Genomic DNA, 14,621 nt, shown 5'->3' on the forward strand with positions numbered 1-14,621 from the left:
AAACCTCAAATGTCCCTCGTCGCCACGCTGATCTGTAATCCCGATAATCCTGCGCTCGACTCTACCATCGTCGACGGCGCCCGCGCCGTGCTGCCAAAGGCAGCTCCCGCGCACTGGCTGTTCGACGGGGTTGCGGTCGACATTCCCTTCGGCGCCGACAGTAACCTCGAAGGCGACCGCCACGCCATCGAGCAGCGGCTCCGCGAGCTTCGCGGCGACCTGCCCATCGACATCGTCGTGCAGCCAGTCGGCTTCCGGCGCAAGAAGCTTTTTCTCGCCGACATGGATTCCACCATGATCGGCCAGGAGTGCATCGACGAGCTCGCCGACTTCGTCGGGGTGAAGGCGCATGTGGCCGCCATCACCGAACGCGCGATGCGCGGCGAGATCGAGTTCGAGCCGGCGCTGCGCGAACGCGTTGCGCTGCTCAAGGATCTTCCCGCCAGCGCGGTCGACGAGGTGCTGGCCAAGCGCATCACGCTGACCCCCGGCGGCCGTGAGCTGGTCGCGACCATGCGCGCGCACGGCGCCTACACCTGCCTCGTCTCGGGCGGTTTCACGCTGTTCACGACTGCGGTCGCCGCCAAGCTCGGCTTTCAGGAAAATCGCGCCAACGAGCTCGTGGTGCGCGACGGCAAGTTCACCGGCGAGGTGAAGCAACCGATCCTGGGTCGCGCCGCAAAACTCGCGACGCTGGTGGATCTGATGGAATCGTTCGATCTCGACGACCTCGAGTCGGTCGTGGTCGGCGACGGCGCCAATGACCTCGGGATGATCCAGGCGGCCGGGCTGGGCGTGGCGTATCATGCCAAGCCGGCGGTGGCTGCTGCTGCGGCGGCGCGGATCGATCACGGCGATCTCACCGCGCTGCTCTATGCGCAGGGATATCGGCGCGAGGAGTTCGTGGAGGCTTAGAGCCTCCTCTCCGCTGTCATCACCCGCGAAAGCGGGTGATCCAGTATTCCAGAGACCATGCGAGGATACGGAGAGGCCGCGGCGTACTGGATGCCCCGCCTTCGCGGGGCATGACAGTGAGCGTGGGACTAAGCATCTCCTACTGCACGCTCAGCGCCACGAAGCGCAGCTCGCCGTCGGCATTGGAGACGAGCAGCAGCACTGACTTCTTGCCGTCCTTCTTGAGCTGGTCGACCCGCTTCTGGATCTCGGCGCCGCTCGACACCGCCTCCTGCGCCACCTCGACGATGACGTCACCGGCGGACAGCCGCTTCTCGGCGGCGTCGGAATTGGCGTCGACACTGGTGACGACCACGCCCTTGACGGTGTCCTTGATCTTGTAGCGCGTGCGCAGATCCTTGCTCAGCGTTGCCAGATCGAGACCGAGCGCCTTCTGCGTCACCGGCTTCTCGGGCGCGGGTTCGTCGGTCTTCACCGCGGCTTGCACCTTCTCGGGATCCTGCAGACGGCCGAGGGTGACCTTCTTGGTCTGCTCCTGGCCCTTGCGGATGATGATCACGTCGACCTCTTTGCCGACCGCCGTGTCGGCGACGACGCGGGACAGGTCCTTCGGGTCCTTGACGTCCTTGCCGTCGAACTTGACGACGACGTCGCCGGGCTCGATGCCGGCGGGCTTGGCCGGGCCCTTGTCGTCGACGCCGGCGATCAGCGCGCCACGTGCGGGCTTGATGCTGAGGCTCTCGGCGATCTCGTCGGTGACGCTCTGGATGCGCACCCCTAACCAGCCGCGGCGCAGCTCGCCGAACTGCCGGAGCTGGTCGACGACGCCCACGACGGTCTTCGACGGCACGGCGAAGCCGATGCCGATGGAGCCGCCGGAGGGCGAGATGATCAGCGTGTTGACGCCGATGACGTCACCGTCGAGGTTGAACAGCGGGCCGCCGGAATTGCCGCGGTTGATCGAGGCGTCAGTCTGGATGTAGCTGTCATATGGCCCTGAAGAGATGTCGCGGTTCTTGGCCGAGACGATACCGGCCGTCACCGTGCCACCGAGACTGAAGGGGTTGCCAATCGCGACCACCCAGTCGCCGAGGCGCAGCTTGTCGGAGTCGCCGAACTTCACCGCGACCAGGGGCTTCGGCGGCTTGATCTTGAGCACGGCGAGGTCGGTCTTCTTGTCGACGCCAACCAGTTCGGCCTTGATCTTGGTTCCATCGTTGAGAATGACGTGGATCTCGTCGGCATCGGCAATGACGTGGTTGTTGGTGACGACCACGCCTGATGTGTCGATGATGAAACCGGAGCCGAGCGAATTGGTCTTGCGCGGCGGGTTGTTGTCACCGCCTTTGCTGCCACCGCCGGGACCCCTGCGGTTCTTGAAGAAGTCGTCGAAGAACTCCTCGAATGGCGAGCCGGGCGGCAGTTGCGGCATGGTGTTGCTGCCGCCGCCCTTGGCATCGACGGTCTGCGACGTGGAGATGTTGACGACCGCGTCGATCACCTTCTCGGCGACGTCGGCGATGCCGTCCGGTCCACGCGCATGAGCCGGCGTGCCGAATGCGCCGAAGGCACCGATGGCGAGCGCGGCCAGCCCAGTTCGCACCCAATGGCGCAAGCGGGACGGGGCAATGGTGGCAGCGATCATTGTAATCTCCAGAGAATAGGGGGTTCGGCGCCAGACTGCGCTCGAACGGGGGGACGGCGCAAGCGCAGAGCTTAACGGGTCTCAACACCCCGATAATACGGCGAAAACCAGTCGTTCGCCTTCACTTTGACGTTGGCATGACGCCTAAACCGGGCGCCGCATCACCCAGATCAGGATCAGGCCGGCCACCGCCGAACCGATCCCGACCGCCCGCAGGATGTTGTCCGGCGTGGCGATGGCGCTCTTCATGGCCTTGCGCATCCAGTTGGGACTTGCCGCGAACATCAAGCCTTCGAGCACGAACAGGATGCCTAGGCCGATGAGGAAGTCGGCGAACGCAATGGACCTCATCGGAATGGAACCTCCCGTTATGCTGTTCTTGTCTGGACAAAGGGCGGCCAGACCGGCCGCCCTTGTCTAGCTTACGGCTTTGCCGGCGTCTCGGTCGCCGTCTTGCCGGACGGGCTACCAAAGTACCGGAAGAAATCCGAGTCCGGCCGCAGCAGGAAGCGGGTGTCGCTCGAACGCAACCCGTTCTCATAGGCCGTCATCGACCGGTAGAAGGCGAAGAAGTCGGCGTCCTTGCTGTAGGCTTCCGCAAACAGGCGGTTGCGCTCAGCATCGCCCGCACCGCGGGTCTGCTCAGCCTGCGAATTGGCTTCTGCGACGATGACGGTCGCCTCGCGGTCGGCCTTGGACTTGATCTCCTGAGCCTTCTGGCCACCCTGTGCACGGAACTCGGCGGCCTCGCGCTCACGCTCGGTCTTCATGCGCTGGTAAACCGCCTGGCTGTTCTGCTCGGGCAGGTCGGCGCGGCGGATCCGGACGTCGACGACCTGAATGCCGTAGCCATCGGCCTCGCGGTCGAGCTGGTCGCGGATGCGCAGCATGAGCTTTTCGCGGTCGTCGCGCACCACGTTGATGAAGGTGACTTCGCCGAGCACGCGGCGCAGCGCCGCGTTCAGGAGCGTAGTCAGCTGGATGTTGGCGGCCTGGATCGAGCCGACGCTCTGATAGAAGCGCAGCGCGTTCTTGATCCGGTAGCGCGCGAAGGCGTCGACCACCAGCCGCTTCTGGTCCGAGGCGATCGCTTCCTGCGACGGGTTCTCGAGATCGAGGATGCGCTTGTCGATGTTGATCACCGAATTCCACGGCGCCTTGAAGTGCAGGCCGGGCGCGGTGACGACGTCGATGGGTTCACCGAAGCGCAGCACGATGGTCTGCTCGGTCTGCTGAACCGTGAACAGCGACATATAGGCCACGATCAGGACCAGGAGCAGTCCGAGTAGCGTGACGAAACCTGTAACCGGAGACCTCATCGGTTGCCTCCGCTCGACTGCGGACCGGTCGTAGGCTGCCGCTTCGGCGCCAGCTCGGGAAGCGGCAGATAGGGCACGACACCCTGACCCGTGGAGCCGCCGTCATAGACGAGCTTGTCGGCGCCGCCGAGCACACGCTCCATCGTTTCCAGATAAATCCGTTCACGCGTCACGTCGGGCGCCTTCTTGTATTCCTCGTACACTTTCAGGAAGCGCGCGCTCTGGCCCTTGGCCTCGGCGACCGCCTGCTCCTTGTAGCCTTCGGCGTCCTGGAGGATCTTGGCCGCCCGTCCGCGCGCCTGCGGGACCACCTGGTTGGCATAGGTCTGCGCCTCGTTTTGCAACTGCTCGAGATTGGCGCGCGCAGCCTGCACGTCGCGGAAGGCGTCGATCACCTGCGCCGGCGGATCGACCTTCTGCATCTGCACCTGGGTGATCTGAATGCCCGCGCCATAGCTGTCGAGGGTCTTCTGGATCAGCTCCTGCACGCCCTGTTCGGTGACATTGCGCGCGCCGGTCAGGATCGGCTGGATCTGCGAGCGGCCAATCACCTCGCGCATCGCGCTCTCGGCGACTGCCTTCACGGTGCCTTCGGGATTCTGGATGTTGAAGAGGAAGTCGCCGACGCCATCCGGCTTGATGCGCCAGAGCACGGTGAAGTCGACGTCGACGATATTTTCGTCGCCGGTCAGCATCAGGCTCTCTTCCGGGACGTCACGTATGGAGCGGCCGCGCCGCGCCGGATCGTCGATCAGCGTCATGCCGATGGAGATGGTGTTGACGCGTAGCGCCTTGGGCAGCAGTACTGTCTCGATCGGATAGGGCAGATGGTAATTCAGGCCCGGCTGCACCGTGCGGACGTGCTTGCCGAAGCGCAGCACGACACCGAGCTCTTCGGACTGCACGCGGAAGAAGCCCGACAGCAGCCAGAACGCGACGATGAGCAGGATGATCAGCGTGATGCCGAGGCCGGAGAAATAGCCGCCCGGCATGATCTGCTGGAGGCGGTCCTGGCCGCGCCGCAGAAGGTCTTCCAGATCCGGCGGCCTCGGCCCGACCGGTTGCGGGCCTGAGCCCCATGGTCCCTTTGGACCCGAGCCCCACGGGCCACCGCCCTGATTCTTCCACGGCATACGACGCTCTCCTCGGCAGGGTGGAAATGACCCCCGCCCGCTTGTCCGGTCCGGCTTTATAGGGGACGGGCAGGTCCCTTACAACGCAGCCCTGACTGTCTTCCGAGCTATGCTCGGGCACGAAAAAGTCAATGTAAACATTGGCGAATGCGGTTAATGGCCCGCCCGCCGACGATATGTCACATAGGAGAAGTCGGCGCTGTCGTCGGGGCCGGCAGGATGCCGGATGCGTGCCACCTCATCCCACTCCGCCTTGTCGATGTCGAAATGCGTGTCGCCTTCGGGCCGCGCATGCACTTCAGTGATTTCGAGGCGATCGGCGCGATCGAGCAACTGCCGATAGATCTCGGCGCCGCCGATCACCGCGATCTCGGCGACCGAACGCCGCAGGGCGTCGCCCCGCGCAACCGCGTTCGCATCCGCCGCCGATGTTGTGACGATGGCCCCGAATGCGCGATAACCCGCATCGCGCGTGATCACGATGTTGGTGCGGCCCGGCAGCGGACGGCGCAGGGATTCGAAGGTCTTGCGACCCATGATCACGGGCTTGCCGATCGTGAGCGCCTTGAAGCGCGCCATGTCGGATTTCAAGCGCCACGGGATCGCGTTGCCTGCGCCGATGATTCCGTTCTCGGCGATCGCGACGACGAAGACGATCTCCATCAGGTCGCGCTCCCGGCAAGCCGTGTCAGCGCCGGCCCGGTGACGCGACACAACGTCCAGTCGTCCATCATGACGGCACCGAGCGATTTGTAGAACGCGATCGACGGCGCGTTCCAGTCGAGCACCGCCCATTGCAGGCGCGACCAGCCGTTATCGATGCATTCCTTCGCGAGGTAGACCAGCAGCGCCTTGCCGAGGCCCCTGCCCCGATGCGACGGCCGCACATAGAGGTCTTCGAGATAGATGCCGTGCCGGCCGCTGAAGGTGGAGAAATTCGCAAACCACACCGCAAAACCGACCGCCTCGCCGTTCCACTCGGCGATCGCGCAATAGAGTTGCGGCCTGTCGCCGAACAGCGCGTCCGCGATGTCAGCCTCGGTCGCCTCGACCTCGTGTGAAAGCTTCTCATATTCGGCCAGTTCGCGGATGAAGGAAAGAACGAGCCCGGCCTCTCCCGGTCGCACGCGGCGGATGTTGAGCGACATAGGACGCTAGACCGCGACTTCCGCCTTGATGTGCGGATGCGGATCGTAGCCAACGAGTTCGAAATCCTCGAAGCGGAAGGAGAAGATGTCCTTCACCTCGGGATTGATCCGCATCACCGGCAGCGCGCGCGGCGCGCGGGTGAGCTGGAGCTTCGCCTGCTCCAGATGGTTGGAATAGAGATGCGTATCGCCGAACGAATGCACGAAGTCGCCCGGCTTCAGGCCAGTGACCTGCGCGACCATCATCGTCAGCAGTGAATAGGAGGCGATGTTGAAGGGCACGCCGAGGAACACGTCGGCCGAGCGCTGATAGAGCTGGCACGACAGCTTGCCATTGGCGACGTAGAACTGGAACAGGCAGTGGCACGGCGGCAGCGCCATCTTGTCGACCTCGGCCGGATTCCAGGCCGAGACGATCAGGCGGCGCGAGTCCGGATTGCGCTTGATCATGTCGACGACGTTCGCGATCTGGTCGATGCTGCGGCCATCAGGCGCGGGCCAGGAGCGCCACTGATGGCCGTAGACCGGGCCGAGATCGCCATTGGCATCGGCCCATTCGTCCCAGATGGTGACGCCGTTGTCGCGCAGATATTTGATGTTGGTGTCGCCCTTCAGGAACCAGAGCAGCTCGTGCACGATCGCCTTCAGCGGCAGCCGCTTGGTGGTCAGCATCGGAAAGCCGGCGGACAGATTGAAGCGCATCTGGTGGCCGAACACCGACAGCGTGCCGGTGCCGGTCCGATCGGTCTTCTCGGCGCCGTCTGAAAGAATCCGCTCGAGCAGGTCCTGATACTGGTGCATGTGTCGTGAGCCTTTGGGGAGGCGGGAAACTTAACGGCCGCCTCTGCGCTGCGACAGCGGCGATTCGCTGTCCGCGTCGATTATACCCGGAAAAGTGAGCGTTCCCGGCGCAAACGACAAGGGGCGGAACTCGGCATTCCGCCCCTCACCTATCAGCTTGATCCTGCTGGCTAAGTTGCCGGCTTGAGCACCGGGCTCCACTTCGCGATCTCGTTCTTGACGAGGGCCGCCAGCGCCTCCGGCGTACGGTCCTTAGGGCCCGGAATGACGCTGCCGAGCTCGAGCAGGCGCTTGCGCACGGTCTCGTCGTCGAGCGCCTTGATGGCGGCGGCGTTCAGGCTCGCCACGATCGCCGGCGAGGTTCCCTTCGGTGCAAACATCGCATTCCAGGCCTGGGCCTGGAATGCCGGCAGGCCGGCTTCCGCCGTCGTCGGCACGTTCGGCAGCGACGGATTGCGCTCCGCTGTTGCGATCGCATAGGCCTTGATGGTGCCGGCATTGATCTGCGGCACGGCGTTGACGATCTGGTCGCACATATAGTCGACCTGTCCCGCCACCAGCGCGTTCATCGCGGGACCCGTGCCATTGAAGGGCACACCGACCGGTTTGATGTCGAGGATGGAGTGCAGAAGCTCGCATGAGGCGTGCGAGACCGAGCCGACGCCGGCATGCGCGGCATTCACCTTCTCCACATTCGCCTTCACATAGGTGACGAACTCCTTGAGGTCCTTCGGCGGAAAATCCTTGCGCGCCAGGATCAGGATCGGCGTGCCCGCGAGCAGCGCGACCGGCTCGAAGTCCTTCTCGGGATGATAGGCGAGTTTCGGATAGAGCGGCACGGAGGCGGCATGCGTGCCCATATGTCCGGTGATGAGCGTATAGCCGTCATTGGCCGCACGCGCGGCGCGCGTTGTGGCGGTGGTGCCGCCGGCGCCGACCACGTTCTCGATGATGATGCTCTGCCCCAGCGTCTGCGCCATGTGCGCGGTGACGATGCGCGCGACGACGTCGGTCGGTCCGCCGGCCGCAAACGGCACGATCATGGTGATGCTGCGCGTCGGATAGGTCTGCGCCTCAGCCGGTGCAGCAAGGAAGCACAACGATGCGAACGCCGCGGCACATGCGCCCGCAAGCGCGCGAATGACAGTCATCTCGATCTCCGGGAAACAAACAAAAATGCCGGCCACAAGGCCGGCATTTTCATTTCACGAAGCCGTCACACAAGTCGATTCGACTTCCGAATGCGGCGCGCCGACGCAGGGCGCGGCGCCGACGCAGGGCGCAACGCCTCAGTTCTCGGACTCGGTGAACACCTCATCGCGCTTGGCGCGCAAGATCGGTAGCACCGTAAGGACAAGGAGGGTCGCCGCGATCGCGAGCAGCACGGCCGACAACGGACGCGTCAGGAACACGCTCCAGTCGCCGCGTGAGATCAGGAGCGCACGGCGCAGGTTCTCTTCCATCAGCGGTCCCAGCACCATGCCGAGCAGCAGCGGCGCCGGCTCGAAATCGTGCTTGATCAGCCAGTAACCGACGAGGCCGAACACACCTGCGAGGATGACGTCGACCGGCGCGTTGTTCACCGAATAGATGCCGATCGCGCAGAAGATCACGATCGAGGGGAACATCAGCCGGTACGGCACGCGCAGCAGCCGCACCCAGATTCCGACCAGCGGCAGGTTGATGATGATCAGCATCAGATTGCCGATCCACATCGAGGCGATCATGCCCCAGACGAGATCCGGCTGCTTCTGCATCACCTGCGGACCCGGCACGATGCCGTGGATGGTCATCGCGCCCACCATCAGCGCCATCACCGCGTTCGGCGGGATGCCGAGGGTGAGCAGCGGGATGAAGGAGGTCTGCGCGGCGGCGTTGTTGGCGCTCTCCGGCCCGGCCACGCCTTCGATCGCGCCGCGACCGAACCGCGACGGATTCTTGGCGAGCTTCTTCTCGAGCGTATAGGCCCCGAATGATGCGATTGTCGCACCACCGCCGGGCAGGATGCCGAGGATCGAGCCGAGCACGGTGCCGCGCAGGATCGCGGGCGTCGAGTCGACCAGATCCTTCCTGGTCGGCATCAGACCTGTAATCTTCTGCTGCACGAGATCGCGGCTCATCTCGGCGCCGGCGTCGAGATTGCGGATGATCTCGGCAAAGCCGAATACGCCCATCGCCACCGTCGCAAAGCCGAGGCCGTCGGCGAGTTCCGGAATGTTGAAGGCCATGCGCGAGGCGCCGGTCTCGATGTCCGAGCCGACCATCGAGAGCAACAGACCGAATACGATCATTGCGATCGCCTTCAGCACCGAGCCCTTGGCCAGCACCACCGCGAAGATCAGGCCGAGTACCATCAGCGAGAAATATTCGGCCGGGCCGAACGCCAGCGCGAGTTTCGTGAGCGGCGCGCCGAGGACGGCGATCAAGACGGTCGCGACGCAGCCGGCAAAGAACGAGCCGATCGCGGCGATCGCCAGCGCCGGGCCGGCGCGGCCCTGCCTGGCCATCTGGTGGCCGTCGATGGCGGTGACGACCGATGTCGCCTCACCGGGTATGTTGACCAGGATCGACGTGGTCGAGCCGCCGTACTGGGCGCCGTAATAGATGCCGGCGAGCATGATCAGCGCGCCGACTGGCGGCAATCCAAAGGTGATCGGCAGCAGCATCGCGACCGTTGCGATGGTGCCGATGCCCGGGAGCACGCCGACCAGCGTCCCGACCAGGGCGCCGATGAGGCACATCAGGAGGTTGATCGGGGAGAACGCGACGGCGAAGCCGTGAGCGAGGTTGGCAAAGATATCCATCACGCCCTCACTGAATCAGGAAACGCGGAAACATCGGCATCGGCAGGCCGAGCACGTATGGAAACAGGATCGCGCAACCAACCGTCAGGCAGGCGCCGACGATCGCCGCTTCAAGCCAGCGCGTTTCATTCGATCCGGTCGCCGCGATCATGAAGCTTAGGAAGGCTGTGACCACGAGGCCGAGGGGCCGGATCGCCAGCGCAAAGAAGAGGATCGCCGCCACCACAAACAGCGGTCCCCGCCAGGAGTAATGGGAAAGCGGGGCTCCCTCCGTCAGGAGGCCCGTCAGGGCGATGCCGGCGGACAAGGCGACCAGCAGGCCGCCGAACATGCGCGGCGCGGTCCCCGCGCCGAAGGAGAAGCCCCGCATGCCCTGCAAATCACTCGACGCCCACAGCGCGAACAGGGCGACCGCCATCAGGACGATGCCGCCGACATAGTCCTGCGCCGACCGGATCGTCATGAACAGCGTGAGGAGCGCCACCACAAACAGCGGATAGGAATAGATCAGTGCCAGCAGCACCTCGGACGACACCTTCTTGGCGTCGCCCCCGAGCGACCCGAAGATCGCGCTGGGCGCTCCGGCGAGCAGCGCCGTCGCGTGGCCGGTGACGACCGTCGCCGGGCCGCGGCCGGTGCCCCAGCCGAAGATCGTCCCGATCGACCAGATCAATTCGAAAATCTGCGGCGCAATCGCCAGCAGACAAAAACCGAGCGCCAGCTTTGTGTTTCGCGTGGCTGTCGCTGAGTGGCCCATCGTGTCGGCCATGCCTGTCTCCTCCGCGACCCGTAAGTCACGAGCACTGTTGTTCTAAATCGGCTGGAACTGGATCCCCCGCCCGGATCACTGCCTAGCGATTTTCATCACACAATGCCAGCAAAACCCAACAAACCCCCAGCATGCAGGAACCAGAGTGGATTGATGCGCGAAACCGATGCGATCACCGCAACCATCGCGGTCAGGAGCAGTGCAGCAATTGTGCGATCGGTCGCAGGGCACTCGCCGCCGCCCATTAACGTCACGATAAGCATTCGGACCGGGCGAGAGCTGCGCGATCGCATAGGCGTCGGTGAACGGCTTGTCGCTCATCCAGTGATGCAACTCGACCGCCATGCGGTGCATCTCGGGCACCGCCGCCGCGGCGCCACGGCCAAGACGGGCCGGAACCTATCCAAAGGGAACCGCAGTCAATCCGCTCGAAACCCCTGTTTTTCGAAAGCTTTGCGCCCTATATTGGGGATGCCGGTTCGCCGGCTATGGAAATAAACGGTCGTCGCAATAAACCATTCGGACCCGGGGGCGGTACCCGGCGCCTCCACCAAAGCCCACACACGGGCTGGCCCTAGAAGCGGGCTTTGGCGGGGGCGAAATAGGATCGACGAGGGCGTAAAGGGCGTACTTTTTCCCGGTATTGTTCCGCCGTTATCGGGCTACTGCAATAGTTGCCAACGACAACTTTGCTCCGGTTGCTCAGGCTGCGTAACGCAGTTTGAAAGACCACTCTAAAGTCCTAGCGGGTTAAGCTCCGCTAGGCGGGGTTCGGAGGCACCTGGCAACAGAAGCCTCCACTTTGCTTTTTGATTTCTTCCACGGCGGGGACTCCTGCTGACCCGTCAGGCGCGGTACTATTGCGGCTTGGCGAGTCGGACCGGCAGGGTTCGGCTTCGGGGATGCAACAGGACCACCATGGCGACCGATCATATCCGATACGATGTGCTGGCCCGCGACGCGCTGCGCGGCGTGCTGCGCAAGGTGCTGACCGATGCCGCGGCCCATGGACTGCCGGGTGAGCACCATTTCTTCATCACCTTCGTATCGAAGGCCGAGGGCGTGAAGCTGTCGTCGCGATTGCTCGCGCAATATCCGGAAGAGATGACGATCATCCTCCAGCACCAGTTCTGGGACCTGACCGTGCTCGAGGACCGGTTTGAGGTCGGCCTGTCCTTCGGCGGGATTCCGGAGCGCCTGGTGGTGCCCTTCAGCGCCATCAAGAGCTTCCTCGATCCGTCCGTGAAATTCGGTCTCCAGTTCGACACCTCCGACGTCGCCGAGGTGGCGCCCGAGAGTTTGCCGGCAGCACCCGCACCGTCAGCCGTCGCGGTCCCCGCGTCTGCCGCTGAGCCGGCGGAAAGCGCGGAGGAGCCGGCGGCCCCGAACCAGGGCGGCGCCGAAGTCGTGCGGCTCGATCGTTTCCGCAAGAAATGATCTAGGTTGGGCCCGCCCCCGTCGCACACGGCCGGACTCCCTATATAGAAGAGCATATCAAGAGGCCCGCGCGGCATTTCGCGCGGCGGAATGGATGTGCTCATGGCCAAAACTGCCCGCTCGAAGACCGACCGCCCCGCCACCCGCACCGAGACCGACAGTTTTGGTCCGATCGAGGTCGCCGCCGACCGCTATTGGGGGGCGCAGACCGAGCGCTCGCGGCAGAATTTCCGCATCGGGACGGATCGCATGCCGATCTCGCTCGTGCATGCCCTCGGCATCGTCAAGCTCGCCGCGGCACAGTCCAACCGCGAGCTCGGCCTGCTCGACCAGCGCCGCGCCAATGCCATCATCCGTGCCGCGCGCGAGGTGATCGACGGCAGCCTCGACGATCATTTCCCGCTGGTGGTGTGGCAGACCGGCTCGGGCACCCAGACCAACATGAACCTCAACGAGGTCATCGCCAACCGTGCCAACGAGCTGCTCGGCGGCGAGCTCGGCACCAAGAAGCCGGTGCATCCCAACGACCACGTCAACATGAGCCAGTCGTCGAACGACTCTTTTCCCACCGCGATGCACATCGCGGCGGCAAGCCGCATCACTGCGGATCTCGTTCCTGCGCTCGGTGAGTTGCTCCGCGCGCTGCGCAAGAAAGAGAAGGAGTTCGCCAGAATCGTGAAGATCGGCCGGACCCACACCCAGGACGCGACGCCGCTGACGCTCGGCCAGGAGTTTTCCGGCTATGCCGCGCAGGTCGAGAGCGGCATCACCCGCCTCAAGGGCGCGGTGAAGGAGCTTTATCCGCTGGCGCAGGGCGGCACCGCCGTCGGCACCGGCCTCAACTCGAAGCCGCGCTTTGCAAAACTGTTCGCTAAGCACGTTGCCGGGATCACGAAGCTTCCCTTCACCAGCGCCGCCAACAAATTCGAGGCGCTGGCCTCGAACGATGCCTATGTGCTGGCGCACGGCGCCATCAATTCGGTCGCGACGGGCCTGTTCAAGATCGCCAACGACATCCGCCTGCTCGGATCCGGCCCGCGCTCAGGGCTAGGCGAACTGATCCTGCCGGAGAACGAGCCGGGCTCCTCGATCATGCCGGGCAAGGTCAATCCGACCCAGTGCGAGGCGATGACCATGGTCTGCTGCCAGGTGTTCGGCAATCACACCGCGATCACCGTCGCCGGCAGCCAGGGCCATTTCGAGCTCAACGTCTTCAAGCCCGTGCTGGCCTACAACATGCTGCACTCGATCCGCCTGATGGCGGACGCTGCGCGCTCCTTCACCGAACATTGCGTCAGCGGCATCCGCGCCGACGAGAAGCGCATCAAGGAGCTGATGCAGCGCTCGCTGATGCTGGTGACGGCGCTCGCGCCCAAAATCGGCTACGACAATGCGGCCAAAGTGGCCAAGACGGCGCATGCCAACGGAACCACGCTGAAGGAAGAGGCGCTGCGACTCGGCTTCGTCTCGGCGGATGAATTCGACCGCCTGGTACGCCCCGAGAAGATGACCAGCCCGGGATAAAATTCCGAATTCCGATAGCCATCCGTAGTGATACGGACGCCGGACCCGCAGAAATATAGGGCTTTGAGCGCGGGATTTGATTACCGTCAATGTTGCGGCGGGGCGGCGTGTTACGCAGCCCCTCTGCCCTTGACGGGGCTAATTCATCGTTTGATGGCCCGAGGGGCCGATTGACGAGGACGAGCTAATGGCGATCAAGTCTTTTGGGGCGCAATGCGGCGCCCTGTTTCTGAATGTTTCATCCGGCGCAGAGAGGATCGGGTGATGGAGACACGGCATGGGGAACGTCATCAACCTGAATCGTTTCAGGAAGCGCGCCGAGCGGGAAGCCTCGGCGAAGCAGGCGGACGCCAACCGGGCGAAGTTCGGTCGCACGAAGGCGGAGCGGTCGGCGGCGGAGAAGCGGGCGGACCAGGCGAAGGAGCATCTGGACCAGCACCGGATCGATCGCGAGGAGCAGCCATGAAGTCGCCGGTCGTGAAACGATCGATCGTCGTCGCCGGCCACAAGACCAGCGTCAGCCTGGAAGAGGCGTTCTGGAACGGCATGAAGGAGATCTCGGGCCTGCGCAACATGACACTGTCCGAGCTCGTCGGCGAGATCGACGGCGCCCGCCAGCAGGGCAATCTGTCGTCGGCGATCCGCCTGTTCGTCCTGGACTACTTCAAGAGCCGCGCCATGGCCGTCCAGCCGGAAAAGGTCCCGGCCCAGTAGCCGCCGGAGCGCTTTCCCGGAGCGCCCCGCGATCTGCACTTTAAAATCACTCTAAGGTGCAGCTTCGGCGGGCGAGCGCGCTTGACCTCAATGCCCTGCATTGAAAATACAGGGCATGACCGACACCAATGACATGCGCCCGCACATGCCGCTGGGTCTGGCCCAGCGCGGCTATACCGGCGTCATCCAGCATCTGTCCGCCCGCGAGGCGGGCTCGGCGCTCTCGGACATCGAGCTCGAGAGCCGGCTGATCGAGCTCGGCTTCGTCGAGGGCGCCCAGGTCGAGGTCCTGCATGAGGGGCTGGTCGGACGCGACCCGATCGCCGTGCGGGTCGACAACATCACCATCGCGGTTCGTCGTCGCGAAGCCATGGCCATCATCGTCGCTTAGATAGCGGCCGGATATTTGCTC

The 14,621-nt window shown here is 64.3% G+C and carries 17 protein-coding genes and 1 other RNA gene; 7 read left to right on the top strand and 11 right to left on the bottom strand.

Annotated features, from left to right (window positions below; genetic code table 11):
• The first annotated feature begins 9 nt into the window (after nucleotides 1-9).
• A complete protein-coding gene (gene serB / locus BLV07_RS02150; RefSeq protein WP_091879008.1) occupies nucleotides 10-915 on the top strand; it encodes a phosphoserine phosphatase SerB in 906 nt (301 codons plus the stop codon).
• A 139-nt stretch (nucleotides 916-1,054) separates the two neighbouring features.
• Here serB and BLV07_RS02155 read toward each other — a convergent pair whose 3' ends face one another.
• From BLV07_RS02155 to BLV07_RS50250, 11 genes are all read right to left on the bottom strand, one after another.
• Complete coding sequence (locus tag BLV07_RS02155; RefSeq protein ID WP_091879012.1) at nucleotides 1,055-2,560, bottom strand: Do family serine endopeptidase; 1,506 nt, start codon at nucleotides 2,558-2,560, stop codon at nucleotides 1,055-1,057.
• 144 nt (nucleotides 2,561-2,704) lie between these two features.
• The gene (locus BLV07_RS02160) at nucleotides 2,705-2,911 is read right to left on the bottom strand and encodes a DUF2065 domain-containing protein (RefSeq protein WP_027560516.1); all 207 of its coding nucleotides are present in this window, start codon (nucleotides 2,909-2,911) and stop codon (nucleotides 2,705-2,707) included.
• Between the two features lie 71 nt (nucleotides 2,912-2,982).
• Complete coding sequence (hflC, locus tag BLV07_RS02165; RefSeq protein WP_091879015.1) at nucleotides 2,983-3,879, bottom strand: protease modulator HflC; 897 nt, start codon at nucleotides 3,877-3,879, stop codon at nucleotides 2,983-2,985.
• Nucleotides 3,876-5,012: an FtsH protease activity modulator HflK gene (hflK, locus tag BLV07_RS02170; RefSeq protein ID WP_091879018.1), complete on the bottom strand. Its 1,137-nt coding sequence runs from the start codon at nucleotides 5,010-5,012 to the stop codon at nucleotides 3,876-3,878. Before hflK ends, hflC begins: the two co-directional genes overlap by 4 nt.
• A 153-nt stretch (nucleotides 5,013-5,165) precedes the next feature.
• On the bottom strand, nucleotides 5,166-5,675 hold the full coding sequence (locus BLV07_RS02175) for a dihydrofolate reductase (RefSeq protein ID WP_091879021.1): 510 nt from the start codon (nucleotides 5,673-5,675) through the stop codon (nucleotides 5,166-5,168).
• A complete protein-coding gene (locus tag BLV07_RS02180; RefSeq protein ID WP_091879025.1) occupies nucleotides 5,675-6,160 on the bottom strand; it encodes a GNAT family N-acetyltransferase in 486 nt (161 codons plus the stop codon). The genes BLV07_RS02175 and BLV07_RS02180 overlap by 1 nt, the downstream gene beginning before the upstream one ends.
• Before the next feature lie 6 nt (nucleotides 6,161-6,166).
• On the bottom strand, nucleotides 6,167-6,961 hold the full coding sequence (locus BLV07_RS02185) for a thymidylate synthase (protein WP_091879028.1): 795 nt from the start codon (nucleotides 6,959-6,961) through the stop codon (nucleotides 6,167-6,169).
• A gap of 170 nt (nucleotides 6,962-7,131) precedes the next feature.
• Nucleotides 7,132-8,112 carry a tripartite tricarboxylate transporter substrate binding protein BugD gene (locus BLV07_RS02190; RefSeq protein ID WP_091879031.1) on the bottom strand — a complete coding sequence of 327 codons (981 nt, stop codon included), beginning with the start codon at nucleotides 8,110-8,112 and terminating at the stop codon, nucleotides 7,132-7,134.
• A gap of 138 nt (nucleotides 8,113-8,250) precedes the next feature.
• Entirely contained in the window at nucleotides 8,251-9,765 is a 1,515-nt protein-coding gene (locus tag BLV07_RS02195; RefSeq protein ID WP_244550943.1) for a tripartite tricarboxylate transporter permease, read from the bottom strand.
• A 7-nt stretch (nucleotides 9,766-9,772) separates the two neighbouring features.
• The gene (locus tag BLV07_RS02200) at nucleotides 9,773-10,534 is read right to left on the bottom strand and encodes a tripartite tricarboxylate transporter TctB family protein (RefSeq protein WP_091879037.1); all 762 of its coding nucleotides are present in this window, start codon (nucleotides 10,532-10,534) and stop codon (nucleotides 9,773-9,775) included.
• Nucleotides 10,535-10,629: 95 nt separating this feature from the next.
• Entirely contained in the window at nucleotides 10,630-10,797 is a 168-nt protein-coding gene (locus tag BLV07_RS50250; RefSeq protein ID WP_502689886.1) for a hypothetical protein, read from the bottom strand.
• A 171-nt stretch (nucleotides 10,798-10,968) separates the two neighbouring features.
• Here BLV07_RS50250 and ssrA point away from each other — a divergent pair.
• From ssrA to BLV07_RS02235, 6 genes are all read left to right on the top strand, one after another.
• Nucleotides 10,969-11,336, top strand: a transfer-messenger RNA (tmRNA) gene (gene ssrA, locus BLV07_RS02210).
• A gap of 116 nt (nucleotides 11,337-11,452) precedes the next feature.
• Nucleotides 11,453-11,971: an SspB family protein gene (locus tag BLV07_RS02215; protein ID WP_091879040.1), complete on the top strand. Its 519-nt coding sequence runs from the start codon at nucleotides 11,453-11,455 to the stop codon at nucleotides 11,969-11,971.
• Between the two features lie 90 nt (nucleotides 11,972-12,061).
• On the top strand, nucleotides 12,062-13,495 hold the full coding sequence (fumC, locus tag BLV07_RS02220; RefSeq protein ID WP_091879043.1) for a class II fumarate hydratase: 1,434 nt from the start codon (nucleotides 12,062-12,064) through the stop codon (nucleotides 13,493-13,495).
• Between the two features lie 277 nt (nucleotides 13,496-13,772).
• Nucleotides 13,773-13,961, top strand: a complete 189-nt coding sequence (locus tag BLV07_RS02225) for a DUF4169 family protein (protein ID WP_091879047.1) — start codon at nucleotides 13,773-13,775, stop codon at nucleotides 13,959-13,961.
• Entirely contained in the window at nucleotides 13,958-14,209 is a 252-nt protein-coding gene (locus tag BLV07_RS02230; RefSeq protein WP_084805126.1) for a ribbon-helix-helix domain-containing protein, read from the top strand. Before BLV07_RS02225 ends, BLV07_RS02230 begins: the two co-directional genes overlap by 4 nt.
• Before the next feature lie 115 nt (nucleotides 14,210-14,324).
• Complete coding sequence (locus BLV07_RS02235) at nucleotides 14,325-14,600, top strand: FeoA family protein (protein WP_091879050.1); 276 nt, start codon at nucleotides 14,325-14,327, stop codon at nucleotides 14,598-14,600.
• The last annotated feature ends 21 nt before the right edge of the window (nucleotides 14,601-14,621 follow it).

The sequence above is a fragment of the Bradyrhizobium sp. Rc2d genome, from assembly GCF_900099855.1.
Taxonomy (GTDB): domain Bacteria; phylum Pseudomonadota; class Alphaproteobacteria; order Rhizobiales; family Xanthobacteraceae; genus Bradyrhizobium.